The organism is Pedobacter steynii, assembly GCF_900103665.1.
Taxonomy (GTDB): domain Bacteria; phylum Bacteroidota; class Bacteroidia; order Sphingobacteriales; family Sphingobacteriaceae; genus Pedobacter; species Pedobacter steynii.
In genome coordinates this window covers 322496-343753 of the sequence record NZ_FNGY01000004.1, presented here as the reverse complement: position 1 = coordinate 343753, position 21258 = coordinate 322496, and the positions used below count along the sequence as shown (strand labels likewise).

The 21258-nt window shown below is 43.6% G+C and carries 12 protein-coding genes; 9 read left to right on the top strand and 3 right to left on the bottom strand.

The features are described 5' to 3' along the window. Positions 1 to 30: 30 nt before the first annotated feature. Entirely contained in the window at positions 31 to 774 is a 744-nt protein-coding gene (locus BLQ87_RS13605) for a helix-turn-helix domain-containing protein (RefSeq protein WP_074607521.1), read from the bottom strand. A 268-nt stretch (positions 775 to 1042) separates the two neighbouring features. On the opposite strand from BLQ87_RS13605, the gene BLQ87_RS13600 reads away from it, so the two are divergent. After that, positions 1043 to 3760 (top strand): GH92 family glycosyl hydrolase, encoded by a 2718-nt coding sequence (locus tag BLQ87_RS13600; RefSeq protein ID WP_074607518.1) that lies wholly within the window; start codon positions 1043 to 1045, stop codon positions 3758 to 3760. 95 nt (positions 3761 to 3855) lie between these two features. Here BLQ87_RS13600 and xylA read toward each other — a convergent pair whose 3' ends face one another. Together xylA and BLQ87_RS13590 are read right to left on the bottom strand one after the other, a co-directional pair. Next, complete coding sequence (gene xylA / locus BLQ87_RS13595) at positions 3856 to 5187, bottom strand: xylose isomerase (RefSeq protein WP_074607516.1); 1332 nt, start codon at positions 5185 to 5187, stop codon at positions 3856 to 3858. 91 nt (positions 5188 to 5278) lie between these two features. Next, entirely contained in the window at positions 5279 to 6757 is a 1479-nt protein-coding gene (locus BLQ87_RS13590; protein ID WP_074607514.1) for a xylulokinase, read from the bottom strand. A gap of 668 nt (positions 6758 to 7425) precedes the next feature. On the opposite strand from BLQ87_RS13590, the gene BLQ87_RS13585 reads away from it, so the two are divergent. Genes BLQ87_RS13585 through BLQ87_RS13550 form a run of 8 tightly spaced genes read left to right on the top strand, consistent with a single transcriptional unit; the run spans position 7426 to position 21220 of the window. Further along, positions 7426 to 10347, top strand: coding sequence for a SusC/RagA family TonB-linked outer membrane protein (locus BLQ87_RS13585; RefSeq protein ID WP_074607512.1), 2922 nt, complete (start codon positions 7426 to 7428; stop codon positions 10345 to 10347). Continuing rightward, positions 10347 to 11873 (top strand): RagB/SusD family nutrient uptake outer membrane protein, encoded by a 1527-nt coding sequence (locus BLQ87_RS13580; protein ID WP_074607510.1) that lies wholly within the window; start codon positions 10347 to 10349, stop codon positions 11871 to 11873. The genes BLQ87_RS13585 and BLQ87_RS13580 overlap by 1 nt, the downstream gene beginning before the upstream one ends. Then, entirely contained in the window at positions 11873 to 12985 is a 1113-nt protein-coding gene (locus tag BLQ87_RS13575) for a fasciclin domain-containing protein (RefSeq protein ID WP_083361855.1), read from the top strand. The genes BLQ87_RS13580 and BLQ87_RS13575 overlap by 1 nt, the downstream gene beginning before the upstream one ends. 16 nt (positions 12986 to 13001) lie before the next feature. Further along, positions 13002 to 14093, top strand: a complete 1092-nt coding sequence (locus BLQ87_RS13570) for a DUF5007 domain-containing protein (protein ID WP_074607919.1) — start codon at positions 13002 to 13004, stop codon at positions 14091 to 14093. A gap of 21 nt (positions 14094 to 14114) precedes the next feature. Then, positions 14115 to 17267 (top strand): SusC/RagA family TonB-linked outer membrane protein, encoded by a 3153-nt coding sequence (locus BLQ87_RS13565; RefSeq protein WP_074607508.1) that lies wholly within the window; start codon positions 14115 to 14117, stop codon positions 17265 to 17267. A 5-nt stretch (positions 17268 to 17272) separates the two neighbouring features. Beyond that, the gene (locus BLQ87_RS13560) at positions 17273 to 18817 is read left to right on the top strand and encodes a RagB/SusD family nutrient uptake outer membrane protein (protein WP_074607506.1); all 1545 of its coding nucleotides are present in this window, start codon (positions 17273 to 17275) and stop codon (positions 18815 to 18817) included. A gap of 10 nt (positions 18818 to 18827) precedes the next feature. Next, entirely contained in the window at positions 18828 to 19559 is a 732-nt protein-coding gene (locus BLQ87_RS13555; RefSeq protein WP_074607504.1) for a hypothetical protein, read from the top strand. Between the two features lie 38 nt (positions 19560 to 19597). After that, positions 19598 to 21220, top strand: coding sequence for a DUF5008 domain-containing protein (locus BLQ87_RS13550; protein WP_083361853.1), 1623 nt, complete (start codon positions 19598 to 19600; stop codon positions 21218 to 21220). Positions 21221 to 21258 lie beyond the last annotated feature (38 nt).

Below are 21258 nucleotides of genomic sequence, written 5' to 3'. Positions count from 1 at the left end.
TACATTTTCCCGTTTTTTCGGAAAGCAAAACTACAGCTCCCCGAACCTGGAAAATTGTATAAATCGGTCGTTTTTATTTTGCCGGAGCACTTTTGGCGAGACGCCGGTAAGCTTTCTGATTTCTTTGATGAAATGAGATTGATCGGCAAAAGCCTCGTTTGGAAAGAGGTTTCCGTTTTTGATGTCCGGAATTGAATTCCGGAAGCGGAGAATATTGCAATATGATTTTAATGAAATGCCATATTGTGCATTGAAATAACGGTTAATTTGCCGCGCAGTCCAGCATACTTTTTCGGAGAGTTCTTTCACTGTCAACGAGCCATTGGAAGCATAAATCAACTCAAATAGCTTTTGTTTTCTTTTATCGGTCGCTTTGGGTAGGTATTCCTGTATTTTTTCTGAAGCTTTTTTACAGAAATACTCAAAATTGTCGAGGTCAGCAGAGCTGAACCCCCAAAAATCTGCTGGCAAAAGCCTTACCTTATTTAACAGGCCGGCAATCTGCGCTTTAAGAATGTATTCTATTCCAAGCGGCTTAAAACTAATGGCAAAAATTAAAGTATCTGCGGTAATGCTGGTCTGCTGTGCCTGGGTTTCAAGTCCGAAAATTGCAATGCGAAATGGTGATGCCGCCGATTGAGAAAAAAATAAATCAACCCTTCCGTCGGGGACGATCACAACTGGTTCATCCTTGTCTGAACTATTGTGCAGCATCCAAAAACTATCCACAAAGTCGGAAAGTGATGCTTCGGGTTTGATCAGTTGATATTTCAAGTCCTATTTGTTTAAGTTCATTCCATGCAATGATATTTAAAAACCATCTGTTTTTTCCGGTGTTCATGGGCATTTAAGCAACAGTGTTTTAGGTCCTTAATTGTGTGTCACATTGGGTCATAAAATTATCAGGAAATCAGGGATTTTAAAATTATATGTTGTATAATTGTATGTATGTACATGTCTGGGTGTTATGCGCTAGTATGTATATACATTGTCGCCAAACCTAAAATTGCTTTTTAATCACACACAATCAGACGTACTCCAAATGAAATTTAAATTTTTGTTTACACTCTTATTATTAGGATATCTAAACGCCAGCGCAGGCGGGGATAACATTGCTTCAACAGCAAAGATATCCGTTTCGACCACTTTAAGTAATGATTTTTCTGCTCAAAATGTAACAGATGGAATTATTGGGATTAACGGAAAAGGGGAATGGGCCTGTAAAGGACAAACTGCGCATTGGGGATATGTAAGGTTTCCATGGATTCAGCTCGACTGGGAAGATAACGTGATGATTGACCGGATCGTTTTGTACGACAGGCCCGGTTTGAAGGAATTTATTGGCAGTGGAAAACTGATGTTTAGCGATGGATCAGAGGTTTGGGTAAACTCAATACCCAATAACGGTACAGCTAAGGCTGTCGTTTTCAAAACCAAAAAGATAAAGTGGCTGCGTTTTGTAGTTACTGATGGCGACGGAAATAACCTGGGACTTTCCGAGATTGAAGTATTCAGATCACCTGAAAATAACCGGGATTACACTTCATTGGTTGATCCTTATATTGAAACCAACAGGGGAAGGTTTTTTTATTTTATAACCGGTTGCCGGCCTTTTGGAATGATGAGTGCCGCCCCACATACAAGAAATAAGAACCAGTGGGGAGGAGGATACAATTATAATGAGAACCAAATTCTTGGTTTCGCACAGATTCATGATTGGAGCTTATCAGGACTGGAAATTATGCCAACGGCGGCAAACACTGGCTTGGAGAAGGGCAAACCTTCATGGCAATCGGAGTTTAGTCATGACGATGAAATCGTCCAGCCGGGATACCACCGTGTATTTTTAAGGGACCATAAAATATGGACAGAATTAACCTCCACCGATAGGGTAAGCTTTTATCGTTTTACTTTTACCCAGGATATGAAGGCTCAGGTCATTACCAATTTAGGCGGCCTGATAGGAGGGACCAAAATGGTGAATGCAAGGGTGAACCGGGTGTCAGGTAATTCCTATGAGGGCTCTTTTAGTTCAGTAGGCCGTTTGTGGGGCGGACCTAAGGATGTAAAAGTGTTTTTTGTTGTTAAATTGGATAAAGAATTTAAAACGCTCACAGGCTGGAAAGGGAAAAAGAATTTTGAGAATATTGATAAACTGAACGGAGATAGCCTTGGTATTTCGCCACAATATGAGGTGCTGGCCGGAGATCAGCTACAAATGAAAATTGCAATTTCATACACCAGTCTCGAAAACGCCCGGCATAATTTGGAGGTGGAATGTCCGGGCTGGGACTTTAATCTGATCAGAAATGAATCTAAAAATGTATGGAACGACTGGCTTGGTAAAATTGACGTTAAGGGAGGGAGCATAGCGCAGCAGCGAAAATTCTATACCGATCTATGGCATGTGCTTTTAGGGCGTCATAAAATAACTGACGTTTCCGGTGATTATCCCGACCGCAGCAATCGCGCAGGTGAACCAGCATTGAGTGATACTTCATTTAGAATTAAGCAGGTACCAAAAATGGCCAATGGCCTGCTTAAATATGATATGTACAATACAGATGCATGGTGGCTTACCCAATGGAATCTGAATGTGCTCTGGGGATTGGGATGGCCGGAAGTGCAGGATGACATGTCATCGGCGATGCTTCAGTTTGCGGACGACGGGGGCTTGCTGCCCCGCGGCCCTGTAGGAGGTGGAGATACTTTTATCATGACGAGTTCCCCGGTCACCAATCTCATTGCAGGAACGTATATGAAGGGTTTATTGACTAAGGCAGATCCTGTTCATGCTTTTGATATCATCCGCCGGAACCATTTGCCGGGAGGGGTATTGGGCTCGAAGGAGCATATTGAATTCTATACAAAAAATGGCTATTTCCCAGGCAATGCAGGAATTACAGTCGAAGCTGTATTTCAGGATTATGCAATTGCGCAGATGGCCTATAAACTCAATCGAAAAGAAGATTATAACTTTTTCATGAAGCGTTCTGAAGGCTGGAAAAAGCTGTATGAGCCGAAGCAAAAGTTACTCTTTCCAAAAAATGAAGCGGGTAAATTCATCAGCACGGATCCATTAAGCCCTGCCGGCTGGATCGAAGCGAACTCCTGGCAGGCTACCTGGGGAGTCTCTCATGACATTAGCGGCCTGGCAAAGCTGATGGGAGGAAAGGCTGTTTTATCTGAAAAACTTAACTATGCTTTTGAAAAAGCACTGGAAAGTGATTTTGTAGCCGAATATGGTCAGGGTTACATTAGCTATGGTAATCAACCAGCTTTATCAGATGCACATGTTTTTAACTACGCAGGGAAACCCTGGTTAACACAGCGCTGGGTAAGGATTGTAAAGGAAAAATCATATGGAGGTATTAGTCCGGACCTTGGATATGGTGGTCAGGATGAGGACCAGGGACAAATGGGTGCTTTAAGTGCATTGATGGGCATAGGCCTATTTAATCTGCAGGGTAATGTGAACAGAGATCCTGTTTATGACATTACCAGCCCAATTTTTGATGAAGTGACGATCAAACTTGATCCTAAATATTATAAAGGAAAGCAGTTTGTAATCAAAACGCATCACAATTCAGCTGAAAATTTATACATCCAAAAGGCAACCTTAAATGGGAAAGCGTTAAATCGGTTCTGGTTTAGACATGCTGATTTTGCCAAAGGAGGGGAGCTGCATATCTGGCTCGGACCTAAACCAAATAAGCAATGGGGAATTGTAGATTTACCTCCCGGAGATCAGGTAAATTAGTCAAAAAATGTAGCAGAAAGAGGGAGAAATAATGGGTTGCTGAGCTTTCAGCAACCCATTATAATTTTCAATTACCAGAATAGGTTTATGAGGGGCTAAATAAATCTGTTAATGATGTTTTCTAACAGTTCCTGCTGACCGCTGATGCTTTCCGGTTCTCCTTTTTCAACGGCATAGTTGCGTAAAGCTTCGAGGTCCATCAAGCCATTTTCAAAATCCTGACCGGCGCCCTGATCAAATGAGGCATAACGTTTGGTCCTGATTTTTTTATAGTCAGATTGCTGGAGTATTTGATCTGCAGTAATCAGGGCTCTTGCAAAAGTATCCATCCCACCAATATGTGCATAGAACAAATCCGCAGGATCAGTAGAGTTTCTTCTGATTTTGGCGTCAAAGTTGATTCCGCCACCCTGAAGACCATTGGCTTCCAGCACAATCAGCATGGCTTCTGTCAGCTCATTGATGTTGTTTGGAAACTGATCGGTATCCCATCCGTTTTGGTAATCACCTCTGTTGGCATCCATAGAGCCCAAGAGACCTGCATCAGCAGCGACTTGTAATTCGTGCTGGAAGGTATGACCGGCAAGTGTGGCATGGTTCACCTCAATGTTCAGTTTGAAATCTTCCAGCAAACCATATTGACGAAGGAAATTGCTCACCGTTGCCGAATCGTAATCGTACTGGTGTTTAGAGGGTTCGCATGGTTTAGGTTCGATAAAGAAGGTGCCTTTAAAGCCCTGTTTACGGGCATAATCTTTTGCGGTGTGTAAGAACTTCGCGAGGTGTTCCTGTTCCCGTTTCATATTGGTATTCAGCAGGCTCATGTAACCTTCACGGCCACCCCAGAATACATAGTTTTCCCCACCGAGTGCAATTGTCGCATCTAAAGCTGATTTCACCTGTGCAGCACCATGGGCTAAAACGTGGAAATCAGGGTTTGTCGCCGCACCATTCATATACCGGCGGTGAGAGAACAAATTTGCAGTTCCCCAAAGTAGCTTTACACCACTTGCAGCCTGCTTTTGTTGGGCATAATCCACGACCGCCTGTAGACGTCGTTCATTCTCCTTAATGTCATTGGTATAATCTACCAGATCCACATCATGAAAGCAGTAATAAGGGAGGTTCATCTTGGTGATGAATTCAAAAGCCGCATCCATTTTGTCTTTTGCGCGTGCTACGGCATCAGATTTTTCATTCCATGGATGAATAATGGTGGCTTCGCCAAAGGGATCTCCACCCGTGGCGACAAAGGAATGCCAGTAGGCACAGGCAAAACGCAGGTGCTCCTTCATCGTCTTTCCTGCAATTACTCTATTTTCGTCATACCAGCGAAATGCCAATGGGTTATCTGTGCTTAAACCTTCAAATTTTATTTGTCCAATTCCTTTGAAGAATTCTTTTTCTCCTGTTGTTACTGTAATCATTTTGCTTGTTTTTAATTTGATTTAAGGTTGATTTGTGCTTAAATAAAGAACTTATACATGTGTATTTAAATTGCTTATAATCAGTATTATGTTACCTGATTTTAGACTCCAGGTGGGTAAGCCAGTCCTGATAAACGGGTTCATAGCTGGAAGTTAAGCTAGGTTCAGTGTATTGCAGGGGTTTGATCTGGCTAAAAGCCTCGGACGCGTGGCTATAAATCCGGGAACCAATTCCGGCACCGAGTGCTGCACCGGCACTGCCATCATTTTCATATAATTCTACCGGTACACCGGTACTGTTGACAAAGGCTTCCAAAAAGAGTTCGCTCAGAAAAAGGTTTGCTTTTCCACAGCGGATCACGGTTGGACGAAGGCCATTGCTCCGCATCGTATCTAATCCATAACGGAAAGCAAACGCAATTCCTTCCTGTACCCCTCTGAACAGGTGAGCATTGGTATGAAGGTTGAAATCAATGTTTTGAAAATGGCCGCCGATCAGCCGGTTATCGAGCATGCGTTCTGCACCGTTTCCAAATGGTAAGACCCGGATTCCTTCGGCACCGATAGCCGTCTTTTTGGCCATCATATTCATCTCCGCATAAGAAATACCGGATCCGGACAGGTTTTTAATCCATCGGTTCATGCTTCCGGTACCATTGATGCAAAGCAGGATTCCCAGTCTTTTCTCTTCCGGTGTATAATTGACATGGGCAAACGTATTTACCCTGGATTGCGGATCATAAACCAGCTGGTCACTGATGCCGTAAATGACGCCGGAGGTACCTGCGGTCGCTGCTATTTCTCCGGGTTCGAGTACATTGAGAGAGAGGGCATTATTGGGTTGATCGCCGGACTTATAAGCTATGGGGATTCCTGCTTTCAGACCAAGATCTTCTGCAACAGCCGCGTTCAGCCTCCCATGTTCCGAAAAAACAGGTTTAATTTCCGGGATCATTTCCCGGTCAAAACCATAATAATCCATCAATGAATCGGATAAGGTATCAGTTTTAAAGTCCCAGAATATGCCTTCCGACATGGCGGAGATACTGGTGCTGATACTTGAAGTCAGCTTCATCGCGATGAAATCACCGGGAAGCATTATTTTGTAGATTTTCGCATAGATCTCAGGCTCGTTTTGTTTTACCCAGGCCAGTTTTGAAGCAGTAAAGTTACCGGGAGAATTGAGCAGGTGATCTAAACAATAATCATGACCCAACCGATCAAATGCAGTATTGCCGATGGACACCGCTCTGCTGTCGCACCAAATGATGCTGTTCCGCAAAACCTGTTGTTCTTTATCTACCAGTACCAGGCCATGCATTTGATAGGCAATACCGATGGCGGAAATGTCCAATGGATTAAAAACGCCCTTCTTTTTGCAGATCGCAAAAGCTTTTTGCGCGTCTTCCCACCAGATATCCGGATTTTGCTCTGCCCATCCGGGCCGGGGGGAATGAATGATGCGTTCTTCTTCCGGATATTGTGCATTCGCAATGGTTTTTTGCGATTGTGCATCTACGATCGCCACCTTGACAGAAGAAGTTCCGATGTCTATTCCCAGTAATAACATATCATGTTTTTCTTATGGTTTATGTAATATATATATGGTTAATAAGAAGCGAATTTAGAAGAATGTTTCATAAAAGCAATCGATTGCCTAAAATATTTTATATTTATAATTTAGATAGAAGCCGTCAGAAAAGAATAACGATATAAGACATTGGCCAAAACTCAATTTAATAGCTTCATCGCTATCCCGGGCACTAATTGGTTGTGATAAAATCGGTTGTCAAAATCAAAAACAAATAAGACCGTACCCCATTAAACCCGGTCTGAGGACATATTTAAGGTGTTTCCGGGCAACAATTCGATAGATTAGAAGCCCTTAAAATTGTAAAAGTTATAATTACCTGATTCCTAATTGTTAATGCAAAAAAAACATTATAAAGAGTCAAATTAATTGTAGTTCATGTTTGTTGTTTTCCGCAAATTCGGTTTATTAAATCTAATGCGTTCTCGTTTATAAGTTATCCATCGCTAGTGCACTGGCGTGGATAATTTCTTAAATAAGTTTCATTAGCTGCAAACGAACAAACCAAACCACACCAAACCACACCAAATCACACCACTATGATTAAAACGATTACGCTATTTTCCTGGAGTCCACCTATAAGTGATCCCGCTATAGGCTAAGTATTAACAAATTTACGAACACTAAATTCTATTAATTTCAATACTATGTGTATTAAATTACCACTATTGTTATGTGCATCGCTATGCCTGAATTTTTCTTATGGATATGCGAGAGATCTCGATCAAAGCGCCTTTCAGGAACCCCTAACAGATACCTCAAAACTGGATACAACGAGGAAAATCATCAGACCTGTTGTGAGGAGAAAGGGCAGCATATCGCCACAGAAACTCTCCGAAATCCCTGTTGTTTCACTGCAACAGTATCTTAAAGGACAGGCTCCCGGGCTTACCGTTCAGGAACCCAGCGGAGAACCGGGCACGATTCAGAACATGTTTATCAGAGGCCTTTCCGGCCCTTTGTTATCTCCTGCCGACGTCATGCAGCAGCAACCGCTTGTGGTACTCGACGGAATTCCGCTGATCGGGGAACATCCTTTTGCTTATGATATTCAGTTGTACAATTACAACCGTATCGGAACAGCAACCAATCTTCTGACGAATATTGATATGAACAATATTCAGGAGGTTAAAGTGTTGCGCGATCTTTCTGCGGTGGCCATTTACGGACCTAATGCCGCAAATGGTGTCATCCTTTTAACTTCTAAAAAGCCGGGAACCATCAGGCGAATCAGCTTCAACACTTATTTTGGTCTTGCCCTGCGGCCAAATGTAACGACCCTGAACGCATCTGCTGAAAATGCATTCAGAAAACAGTTCTACGATCGTTACACGGCAAACGGAAGATATTCAGACGAAGATGTTTACCCCCAATACCTGAGCGACGCTTCCAGTCCGCTATACAATGGCCCGTCTAACTGGACCGATTATTATTACCGGAACGGGATGGTTCATGGCATTTCTGCGGACCTTTCCGGAGGAACTGAACGGGCCAATTTCAGGTTTGCGGGAGGAAACGTACGGAATGAGGGAGTGGCAGATTCTACCGGACTCAACCGCTATAACGTGATGTTCAATATCAATATGAAACCTTTGCAATGGCTTACCGTTTCGTTAATGGTGAATGCCAACAGGCTGGAACGCGACCGGAACCGGAGCTTAAGAGACCGTTTTGCACAGACGAACTATATTCCCTCGCTTTCCCTGCCATTGGCACCTAATAAAGAGGTCTATGGAAAGTACCTTAACCAATTTAGTAAAGGATACGACAACAACATCAATACTTTGCTGGATGGTTATGGAAAGCTGATTGTGAACCTTAAAGATGTAGAAATTTCTTCCGGCATCTCCGTTGATTACAATGAAGGAACCAGGGATATCTTTTTTGCAAAGCCATTGATGGAAGGCAATAGTTATGCTTCAAATTATTTCGGCTATAACCAAAGGCTCCTTTTTGAAAATGTGATCTCTTATACAAAGCAATTTGGAAGCGACCATCACCTGAAGGCAAGTGCAGGCCAATTACTGCAATGGGACCTTTCCAAGTACAATTATGCGTATGCCTATAAAGGGGTCAATGACTTTATCAAATTAAACCTGATCAATAAAGACCTGATTCCAACCTCATTTCCTGCCAATCTGTTGTTTAAGTTTTTAGATAAGACGAGTCATAACCTCCTTTCTGTTTATGGCAGGGCTACTTACGACTTCAAGGACAAATACAGCCTGTCGTTGTTGCTGAGGGAAGATGCCTCGTCAAATGCACAGCCTACGAGCAGATGGTTTTTATCTTCCGTATTGTCTGCAGGATGGAATGTTAAAAACGACCTTTTGTCGAATAGCAAAAACGTTTCAGCATTAAGCCTGAGATTGAGCGCTGGTCGCCTTGGGAAAACAAATGCCTATGATAATTTTGGGCAGGGACCTCAGTATACCTCGGATATCGGGTATACCGGTAATGTCACTTTACCCGGATATAATGGCTTTGCGATACTTTCCCGCCCTTATAATTTTGGCTGGGTAGGATATGGCATTCCATGGGCTTATACCGATCAGCTAAATTTTGGGATAGATTTTGGAATCAATAATAACCGTTTACAAGGAAGCCTGGATGTATATACAAAAACAGATAAAAATCAGTTATTGGGAATACCGGCTTATTCGGAATATGGATATAAGACTTCCCTGGAGCCGGGTCTTTCGGTAAACAATAAAGGTGTGGAGTTATTGTTGAGCTACGCCGCTGTTCAATCCCAAAATAATGGCTTCGCCTGGACACCCGCGTTCAATATCAGCTATAACGCCAATAAGCTAGTCGCCTTGCCGGGCGGACTTAAGGAAATTGTGATCGGTAACCGCCTTTTAAGAACCGGTGAAGCAGTAGACAGGTACTGGCTGCTGACGAACGAAGGTATCTATAACTCAGTCGATGAGCTACGCCAGGCGGATGGAACTGCCATGCAATACAGCGGAACCGCACTTCAGCCGGGAGATCCTAAATGGAAAGACCAGAATGGAGATCAGATGATTGACGCCAGGGACAAAACCTTATATGGCCATAGTCAGCCTGTAGTTATTGGTGGTTTTAACAATGATTTCAAATATGGAAAATGGTCCTTAAGCATGAATTTTTATTTTAATCTGGGCCATAGTCTGATGAACCAGCAAATGGCCAATTCCCTTGATTTTATCAACCGAGAGGGTGGAAATAGCATCACTTCGCTAAAAGAAATCACTTTTTGGGAGAAAAGAGGAAACAGAAATGATTATCCCCTTTATAATCCATGGAGTAGCGTGATTCCATATCGTATTGATCAGAATCTGTTTCTTGAAAATGCTTCTTTTCTTAAAATGCGCACGCTGTCAGTGGGTTATGATCTTGTGTCGGCGCAGAACAGGGGAAAGCTGAAAATCAATGGCCTTTATGTTTATGCCATGGCCAGTAATCTTTTTACCCTCACCAAATATAAGGGAACTGATCCTGAGCTGGTGCCTTATACCGGTTACGATACCGGCTATGGAATGCCAATTCCCAGAACTTATACCCTTGGATTAAAAATGAACTTATAATGAAAAGAAACATAAATTTAATGGCTGTTCTGGTACTGTTTATGCTATTGGGCGGCTGTAAAAAAATGGTAGATGTTCAATCTACACGGGCAGTTGCTGAACCGAACATGTGGAATAAGCTGGAGGATGCCAGGGGGGCTTTGTTAGGGATCTATGGACTAGCCCGTACCGCAATGGTAGACAACAATGCACATTGGATCTACGGCGATCTAAGGGCTAAACAATTTGTCAGCCCAACCCGGCAGGACCTTAAAGCGGTGATCGATAACCACCTTGCCGCTTCCTATCCAACACTTGAAGCCCTTTCCAGCTGGCGCAGGTGGTATGCCGTAATTAATGCGGCAAACATCTTCATTGAGCGGATCCCTGAGGTGAAAAAGGCCGATTTGCGTTATACGGCCAACACGATGGATCTTGATATCGCTCAGGCTCGTTTTCTCAGAGCTTTTGCCTATTTCTATATGGTAAGGATATGGGGGGATGTGCCACTGATCATCTCTTCGCATGATGGGAAATTTGAAAATAAAGCGCAGAATACCGGATCCGAAGTATTGGCATGGGCAGAGAAGGAGCTCTCAGCAACATTGGAAATCCTGCCAAACCGTTACGGATTAAGTGATCCGAAACAACCAGGCCTCTATTACAATGAGGGCAGTTCCAGATGGCAGGGAACACTGGCGCGCCGCATCTCAGCTTATGCACTTTTGGCGCATATTGCCGCATGGCAGGGCGATTATTCCAAGGTGGCATCCAATGCAACCAAAGTGATTAACGAGGCCGGTAACGCCGGGGTAACACTAACGGATGTCGGCAGTCTGACGAACTCTTCGGGATTTTTTTCAGGAAAACGGGATAGCCACCTGTTGGGCTTCAATTTTACTTTTGAGCAGGGAGAGGGGGGAATGTCCGGTCATATAGAAGAACTGACCCTGGCTTCGCCATTCGTAAATAAAGCCATTCCTGATCTCTATATACCAAAAGATGCAATCCTCGATATTTTTAATGAAAAGAAGGATACCCGTTTCGGTCTGGATACGCTTGGCCGGCCAACGAGCGACCGCTACTTTGTGAATTTTGATAGCCGGTATCCGGTTTTTAGCAAGATCAAGGTCGTTGAGGGTGGCTCGGCATCGACTTCTCCTTCTGAAGCTAAGTTTAGCTTCTTTTCCAGTGTGGCACTTTTTACACGTCTGGAAGACATCTATCTGTTACGTGCAGAGGCCAATTCTGTGCTCGGCGACCGCCAAAGTGCGATCGACGACTTAAATGCCATCAGATCAAGCAGAGGGCTTCCAAACTATATTGAAACCACCAACGGATTGGTGATCGACGCCATTTTTAAAGAACGGAAAAGAGAGCTGATGGGAGAAGGGCACCTCTGGTACGACCTGGTGCGCTATAACAAGATCAGACAAAATAACCTGGCCTTTACAGAACTGATTCGCAACGGTGGTATTTACTGGCCGGTATCGGAGCAATTACTTCAACAAAATAAATTGTTAACTCAAAATCTTTATTGGAAATAATGGAAATCAATCGTATTAAAAAGCAATTGTTCCTGATAGGAATGACTGCTATGGCCCTTATTGCTTGTCGTAAAGACTCCGGTTTTTACGATCAGGAAGCAATGAGCCAAACTGTTCCGGTAAATATTTATGATTACCTGAAGAGTAAAAAAGGAGTATTTGATTCCATGCTGCTCGTGGTCGATCGACTGGGACTTCAAACCACACTTCGGGACAGCAGCATCACTGTTTTTGCAATTCCAAATTCTTCCTTCCGGGTGGCGGTGACCAACCTGAATAATACGCGGAAATTAGCAGAAAGAGCGCCATTGAATTTATCAAATATGGACTATGAACAGCTGGATACCATCATGACACAATACATCATGCGTGGCAAATTCAAAACTGAGGAGATAGAAGGGCAGGATGGACTTGTTTTACATGGAGTCAGGTATGGTTATTTAATGAATGCGAAACTAACGACTTCAGCCACTTCCGGTTTTAAAAATGGTGGGCCTAAGATCATCAATTACAGCGACATGAGATGGAGCCAGTTCCAAAAAAACTGGTCAACTACCAATACCAGTTCCTCGAATATTTTAGCAACAAATGGTGTGGTACATACCATTAATCAGGATCACGTGGCTGGATTTCAGGATTTTGTTAAGCGTTTTACCATGACCTACCCACCTAAAAATTACATCAGGTTATATAGCGGTAAATTAACCGTTTCAGCGGAAGCACCGGATTCCCCGTACCCGGAAACCTCTTATTTTATGCTGGATGAATCGCCAATCACGAAGTTTTTTAACGGAAATGCTTTAGCTACAAAACCTTTTTGGATGAATATTGAATTTCCGGTAGCTCAGGTATGTAATGCCTATGCCCTGACTTCTGCCAATGACAATCCTGGAAGAAATCCCAAAGCCTGGAACCTTCAGGGCTCGCAGGACATGGTCAATTGGGAAATGCTTGATGAGCGAACTAACCAGAATTTTCAGGATTTTTTCATGCAGAGGGTTTTTCGCTTTAAAAATCCCAAAGCCTATAAACATTACCGCATGAACATTACGGAAAATAACGGAAGGGGAATAGAGTTGCAGATCGCTGATTATGTCCTGGGTTTTAAATAACGAAAGATTAGAAAAAATGAATTTCAACCTTAACAATAACCGTATCGTATTCCTTCTACTTTTTATTTCGCCTCTTGCAGGCTGTAAAAAAATATTCGAAGTACCCGCTGAAAAGGAATACATCAGTAATAAAATCAGCTATAGTTCAAAACTGTTTGAACCTGTATTGGGTCGGACTGCCTTAATGGGGACGTTCAGCGCTGATAATTCTACGCAGCCATTGACTTTTTCCATTGCCAACGCGCGCTATGGCGATGGCAGGCCTATGACGGACCTGTTTAAGCCCAAAGAAGTCTGGGTTTGGACAGGCGCTTATGATGGAAAGGAAAAAAGCCTCGAAGAAATCAACAGCAAAAGAAGAAAAGAGGTTCATCCGCTCTTCGAAGTCCGCTCTTCCGGTCAGTTTATTTTATGGTCTTCCGCCACAGATGACCTTGTTGCGGCAAGGAAAGCGGATAGCACTAACCTGATACAGGACCGTCGTTTTTTTGACGTGAAAGTGTCGAATAGCGGAGGGGAGGTCATCATCAAAGACATGGAACTTAAATTTTGGCGGGAACGTCCTTACGAACCATCTACAGATTTAAATCCTTTTACCGGGAAGGTTGCCCCGCATCCGGGAGATCCCAGAAATCCCAATAAACGGGATTATATCCGCCCTTCGCGTTTATCCAATATTATTGGGAAAAACACGCGGAAAGCATTGGTGACTGATGACAACACCAAAGATGTGGTGGTGTATATCAGACCATTTTCAGGAGGGAACGGGCATTCTTTGCGGTTCAAATTCCTGAATAAAGATTCTGTAGCCATGAACCCGGCACTGTTTAATGAAACAAAATGGGACCTGCTGGTGCACGGATTTAACCGGAAAAGTACGGCTGAATATGTTCAATACGATGTGGCTTACCCTATTCCTCTGATCAATATCAGCACACCTTATGCCAATTCGGGCAAAGCCAATGTAAACTTTGTTTATTCCAGAATAGGCTTCGGGGGCGCCCGCGAAACCGGAACCCTGGGTCTGGATTTTAGCATTTACAGAGAAGGGGACTGGGAAATTGTTTTCCACTTCCGTAACGACAATCCAAAATTTGAAGATGAATAAAACCTATTACCTAACAAGCATATGAAAATAAGAATAATTTTAAGGGTTTTGGTTTGTATAGCATTCATATCCCAAGGCCTTAAAGCACAAATTAAGCAGGTCACAATAAAGGGGACGGTAATCGATGAGGGAACAAAACAACCGATTCCGGCAGTATCCCTGCTCACGGGTACGCCATCCAAAGCCATTGGTTTTTCGGATGGAAAAGGACATTTCAGTGTAGCGATTCCTGCGGGCACTACGGTCGTGTTCAGGTATGTTGGGTATCAGCCCTACAGACTGAAAGTCAGTGCAGATCAGCTGAACCTGAACGTCAGGCTTAAAGAGCTGAATCAAAATATGGATGAGGTGGTGATCCGCGGGTATGTGGCCCGTTCCAAGGAGGTGACTACCGGGGCTTCCTTCTCCATTAAAGGTGAAGAATTGAAAGACATCCCGGTGGCAAATATTGAAGCTCTTTTACAGGGAAAGGTTCCGGGACTGAATATTCAGAACAATACGGGGGCTCCCGGATTTAGGGGAACTACCCAGTTGCGGGGTTTGGCTACTTTGAACGTTTCAAATACAGGTTCTGAAACATTCCTTCAGCCAACTTCTCCGCTGTATGTGATTGATGGGATTCCTATTGATGCAGACAAAGCTTCAGAGATGGGGTACGACCTTCAGGGGCCGGGAATAAGTCCTTTATCGCTGATCCCTCAGGAAGATGTTGAAAATATTGAAGTTTTACGTGACGCCCAGGCAACAGCGTTATACGGTGCCAGAGCAGCATATGGGGTAATTATCATTACCACCAAAAGGGGACATTCCGAGATCCCGCGTGTGAGGTATACCAATAACTTTTTTGTCAGTACACCGCCTGCCTTGAGGACAACCCTCGGAGGAAATAAAGAACGGGCATTAAAATTGGCTCAGATTTACGGTAATGCCTTGAGTTTTGCAGACATCATGGAAATTTCCCGTACACCGCTGCTATCGGATAGTTTGAACAGTTATTTCAACAATTCTACAAACTGGCAGGCCGTATTCTACCGGACTACTTACAACCAGACCCATAACCTGGCCATTGACGGAGGAAATCAGAAGTTCAATTACAAAGCAAACGTTGGATACTTTGCGAATAAAGGGATTCTGAAAAATACCGGATTCAGCAGATATACGCTGAACATGAATGCAGAACTGAGGCCAAATGACCGTTTCAGGTTTACTACATTTCTTTCCGGTGGGGTAGGTAAACAGCAAAAGGGAGATGGCCTTGGTTTCCTTCAACAGGGGGTAGCCAAAAGCGCCCAGGCTTCATCTTTACTGCCGGGCCCATCTTTTTATCAATCCAGCGGAGGAGTGGTTTCGGCTTTGGAAACCATAAACGACAATGCAACCCGAAATCTCCGGACCAGTATTGATGCAGAGTACAGTTTTCTGCCAGGTTTCAAGATCATGTCGACCGTGAATTATACTTTTTCCTCAGATATTGAGGATACGTTTACTCCGGCAGCGGCCAATAACCAGTTTTCGCAGGTATATGGATTTAATGGAAGAAGCAATTCCCTGTATAACCGGAATATGCTGAATTATAGCGCCACATTTAATGAAAAACATAGTATATATGTATCGGTGGCGAATGACATCAATGAACAAAGAGGACAGAATTCGGCCATCAGACAAGTCCGGACCCCAAATGATCAGTTTCAGGGACCCCTGGGTTTTGATGTGCTAAATTCAAGAGGTGGAGGTGTTTTAAGCTATAACCGGGGCAGACTGGCCTCCTTCTGGGCCGCCGGTTCTTATGATTATATGCGTAAATACATTTTGGATCTTGCCTATCGGATTGATGGAACTTCATCCAGCGGACTAAATGATCCGTTTTCAAAAAACCCTTCTATCGGCTTGCGCTGGAATTTCAATAAGGAAAACTGGATGTCTGACATTGATTGGTTAAATAGCGGATCAATCAGGGTAAGCTGGGGAAAGAACATTACCCCGACAGGAAGTCTGGCGAGCATTTATGGTAAATACAATACTGGCGGTAGTTACAATAATCAGCCGAGTATAGGCCTGGACTTTGGTTCTATTCCCAATCCGAACCTGAAGCCCAAAACAAAGGAGATGTACAATTTAGGGGTCGACCTGAATCTGTTTAGGGGTAAAATTGACCTGAATTTCGACGCTTATTTCAGTGAAATAAAAAATGAGCTGTTTTCGCGTAACCTGTCCAATACCCTGGGCTTCGGTAGTTTCCCGAGTAATGAAACGGGAATGGTGAATTATGGGTATGAAATGTACTTTGCCATCCGGCCTTTGTCTGATAAAAGTCCCTTCAAGCTCAATCTTTCCTTTAACGGGGCCTGGAACAATAACATCCTTACCCGATTGCCGGAGGGCTTTAATGGACAAAATATTGCCTTTTCAGGTGATGCCAGCGGACAACACACCATTTTTCGTGTAGGCAGAAATACACTGTCCAATTACCTGCTCGTGAATCAGGGCGTATTCTCGGTAGACGGTGATGTTCCCGTAGATCCGGTAACCGGACTGCGTTACCGGACTGAGGGTAATTTTTATCGGGCCGGAGATCCCAGGATTAAAGATGTGAACGGTGATTATATCATGGATCGGAATGATTACCAGATTACAGGTAACTCCCAGCCTTTACTTACAGGCGGTATGTCTGCCAGTCTTTCCTACAAAGGGCTGGGGATCAACATCTATGCGTCTTATACGGCAAAAAGGACGATTTTAAATAATGCGCTGGCGAATCGTCTGGGCATCATGAATGATCCTTTTGGACGAAGTGATGCCGGGCCCAAAGCGGTGGTTTCTCTTCCTGATGTAAATATGTGGCGCAAGCCAGGCGATGTCGCCAAATATCCCTATGCCTACGATTATAACCGGTATAGTACCATTCAGCCCTTCCGTAATGATCAGACCCTCTGGGAAGAAGATGGAACCTATCTGAAAATCAACAATATGACCCTGTTTTATTCCTTCCCTAAGAAAATTGTACAGCGGTTAGGTGTCAATAACCTCAGGTTTCAGATGAGCGTCAGTAACGTGATTACATTTTCTGGTTACTCCGGACCTAATCCCGAAAGTGTAACAGCGCTTGGAAGGGACCTTTCGGGCGGTTACCCGAATTCCAGGGATTATATTTTTGGCTTTAACCTAGATCTTTAATTGATATGAACATAAAATTGATCAAAAAAAATACAGCAGTGCTCTTAGTGCTGACTTGTATCGTATTCACCATAGGCTGTAAAAAATTCCTCGATATTAAGCCCCTCACGGAGCTTACCGGTAATAATTTTTACAAGTCTAAAGAAGATGTTGAAGCCAATATGGCCAGCATATATTTTAAATTTTTCGGAAAAATTAATGAAAGCTGGGTGATTGGTGCCATAGGCGAAAGCCGTTCTGGAGAGGCTTTTGCCGTGACCGGTTCCGACAACTATGGCAGTCGTAAAGTGGTCGAAGTGCTCGGTCAGAACAACATGATCAGTGTGATCAATGATCAGCCCTGGAAGGATACGTTTCATTTTGAACGCATTACCAATTGGACAAGCTATTACCAGGCAATCCAAAGTGCCAATATCCTGATTTCCAAGTTGAATGAAGGGATTCCTAACCTTTCAGAAAAAGATAAGAAAAGATATATCGCGGAAGCAGTTTTTATGCGCTGTTTTACTTATTTCTGGATGGTCAGGTTATACGGGGATGTGGTATACTATACCAAGGCCTTTCAGTCCGAACCCTTGCCCCGCGAGAACATGGTGTCTGTGATGAAAAAATGTATCGCAGATATGAATGAACATGTGGCAGATTTGCCCTGGACGTATGATGATCCTGCGCAGCGTGGCGCCAGGGGCAGCAAGGGCGCTGCATTGGCATTGATCATGCACATGAACATGTGGAATGCCGGATTTGACAATGGCCATGCCATGGAGTATTACGAAGAAACAGCGAAATCCGGCGAGGAACTGCTCCATAAAAATGGAGGTGCCTATGCATTATTGCCATTGGAAAGATGGCCGGAAGTGATCAAAGGCAGATCGGAAGAAAGCCTGTTCGAATTTTATCAGAGCATTAATTATGGTGATACCACCTCGAGTGTGGCCTCATTCGGAGATTCCTTTCTAAGGTATCCCTATAAATTTCCTGCTTCTTTGTTTCTCACTTCAAGAATGGCATTCAGGGGAGCCTATATGGAAAAACTGTTCCCGGTAGATGTCGCGGACAAGCGGAAGGATTTATGGTATGCAGATATTTATGCAAATAACGGCCGTTTTATGATGCCGAAATTTGCCGGTAACATTTATGCTTCAGGTGGAGAGAACAAGAATCCGGACAATAGTTTCCTGATCTTCAGGTTATCAGATGCAATGCTGTTACAGGCAGAAGCTTTGGCCGAACTCGGGCGCAGCGCGGAGGCCATCCCTTATGTAAATCAGGTCCGGGCAAGGGCAGGCGCGGGCCCTTATGAGGCCGCTCAGGGAACGCTGACAGATTTTATATTTCTGGAACGCCGCAGAGAACTTCAGGGCGAAGGCCATACCTGGTTTGACCTGGTAAGAACAAAAAGGATTCTGAGCTCGCAATGGGCCAACCATCCGTTAACACTGGATCAGTTTAACAGGGGGGCCTGGACCTGGCCAATCGATAGGGCTTCCTTAAAAGACAACCCTTTCATAACACTTAATGACTATTGGGCAAGCAGTGGTGGGATCTAACACGATAAAGATGAATAAGATGAAAAATTTGATGAATAAAACCTTCCTGCTATTTGGCTTCGGACTATTTTTTTGTATTGCCGGCTGTAAACGGGATGAGTATTACATAGATGGGGGTAAGGCGGATGCCAATTTTAATGGCAGTATGCTCGAGTACCTGAAAGCCAAGCCTGTTCCCTTTGATACCATTGCCAGTATCGTTAAACTGGCGGGTATGGAGGAAGTCTTTAATAAGGAGGACATTACCTTCTTTGCACCTACAGATTATGAAGTTAAAGAAATGATCGGTTCCGTCCGGAGGGTGGGTACCCTTAATTGGCAGCTCTATCGCGGTGGTAAGGATACGGTCAGGACCTTAGCGGATATTGACGGAGCGATATGGGCCAAATACCTGCAAAGACACATTTTCAAGGGCGTAAAAAAGTTATCCGACTATCCCCAGTATGATCCCAATCTGGTCGCGGTTTATCCGGGGCAATACTATTATTCCTATAATAATTCAGTGGCAAGAATCGGGGTGATTTATGGTGAGGTAGGTGGGGTCAAGTATATCGGCTACCGGCAACTGACGATTGCTTATATCCCCGATATATCCAATCCGGACCAGAGTTCATTTTTTAATTATAAGATTGCTTCATCGGATATTAAACCTAAAAATGGTGTAGTTCATTCCTTGCAGCTCTATGGAGAGGGTTTTGGCCTGGGCTCCTATGCGATGATTAATGACATTCTCTCCCGATAAGTGTACCTGAAAATTAACGATATAACCAGAATAAAGAAATGAAGATACGACAAATAAAAAAATCAATATTGGGCGCTTTGCTTTTATTGATGACGTTGGTTTCCTGCAAAAAAGCGGCCGAACAGTTCTCCGAACCTTATCCGGTCAGCACGGGAGGTTTAGGGATTAAAATGGACCGCGTTAAGCCTGCTCAACCTGCAGTTGGTGGTCCGGGAACAGAGGTGACCGTGGTCGCTACCGGTATGCTGCCTTATAAGGACCGGCTGGTATTTATGTTTAATGGCGAAAAGGCGGAAATACTGGAAATTACCGATAGCTATATTAAAGTGAAAGTTCCTGAATTTGCCAGCACGGGGGTTCTTTCCGCAGCAGTAGGAGATGTGATTACTTTTGGACCCAGTTTTAAGGTAAATGGACTGATTAATTTAGATCCTACATTTAAAGTACCCTATGGGGCAAACGCAGGAGTGAGTCAGATACTTGATCTTTTAGATGGAAGACACCTGATTGTAGGGGCTTTTACCAATTATAACAATAAGGGCCTGATCAGACCGATCAATCGCATTGTCAGTACTTTTAGTGATTTCTCTTTCGACGCTTCTTTACGCAGTGGCAAGGGGGCAAACGGGATGATCAGTTCTATCCTGGAACACAACGATAAATACCTGATTGCAGGTTCCTATAGCGGTTACGATCAACGTATTGACAATATCAGCAACATCACGATGCTGAACAAAAACGGATCAATTGATACGATGGGAATACATCCTTTCAGAAGACCCGATCAAAAAGATACGATCAAGTATTATCCAAGATTTAATGGCGGAGCAGATAAATACATCGCTAAGGTGTATAGACAGCCGGATCATAAAATCGTGCTTTCCGGAGCATTTGATTTTTTCATCAGTCGCAGGTATGATCAGCCCAACAGGCGAAAGGAAAAGGATTCTGTGATCCTGGATAGCATCCGGATGCCTCAGATCATGAGGCTCAATGCAGATGGTTCACTGGATAAAACTTATCGGTTTAACGTAGCATTAAACGAAGGTCTTAAAGCTGCAAACGGTCCTTCTCAAGCGATTTTTCATACAGATGCTAAACACCAGGGCAAAGTGTTGCTGTTTGGAAGATTCAGCACTTTCGACGGAAAGGCGGTCAGAAATATCATCAGGCTTAATCCGGATGGAACGATTGATGAAACTTTCAATCCGGGCACAGGGCCGGACAATAGCGTTTTCTCTGTTACCTATAACAGTACTCTGGACCGTTATGTGGTCTGCGGCGGGTTTAGAACCTATAATGGTAAACCTTGTGAGTTTCTCGCATTGTTAAAACCGGATGGCTCCTTAGATGAACAATTTACCGCAAAAAAATTCAATGGGCCCGAAGTGTCTTTTGCAAAATTGCTTGATGATGGCTTAATGGTCGTAAGTGGATATTTTAATACTTATAACGGAGTCTCCAGAAATGGTTTTATGATCTTAAACAGTAAAGGAGAACTGGCTCCGGGCTATAATGCTACCGGATCGTTCAACGGATCGCTGATCGATGCCATAGAAACCAGGTCAGATGACAACAAAAGAGCATTATTGTTGATTGGTTACATCCGGACATTCAATAATGAACCGGTAAATAATATCATCCGGATAACACTGGAATAAGCCAGGACAGCTGAATTTAAAAGCCATAAAAGAAAAAA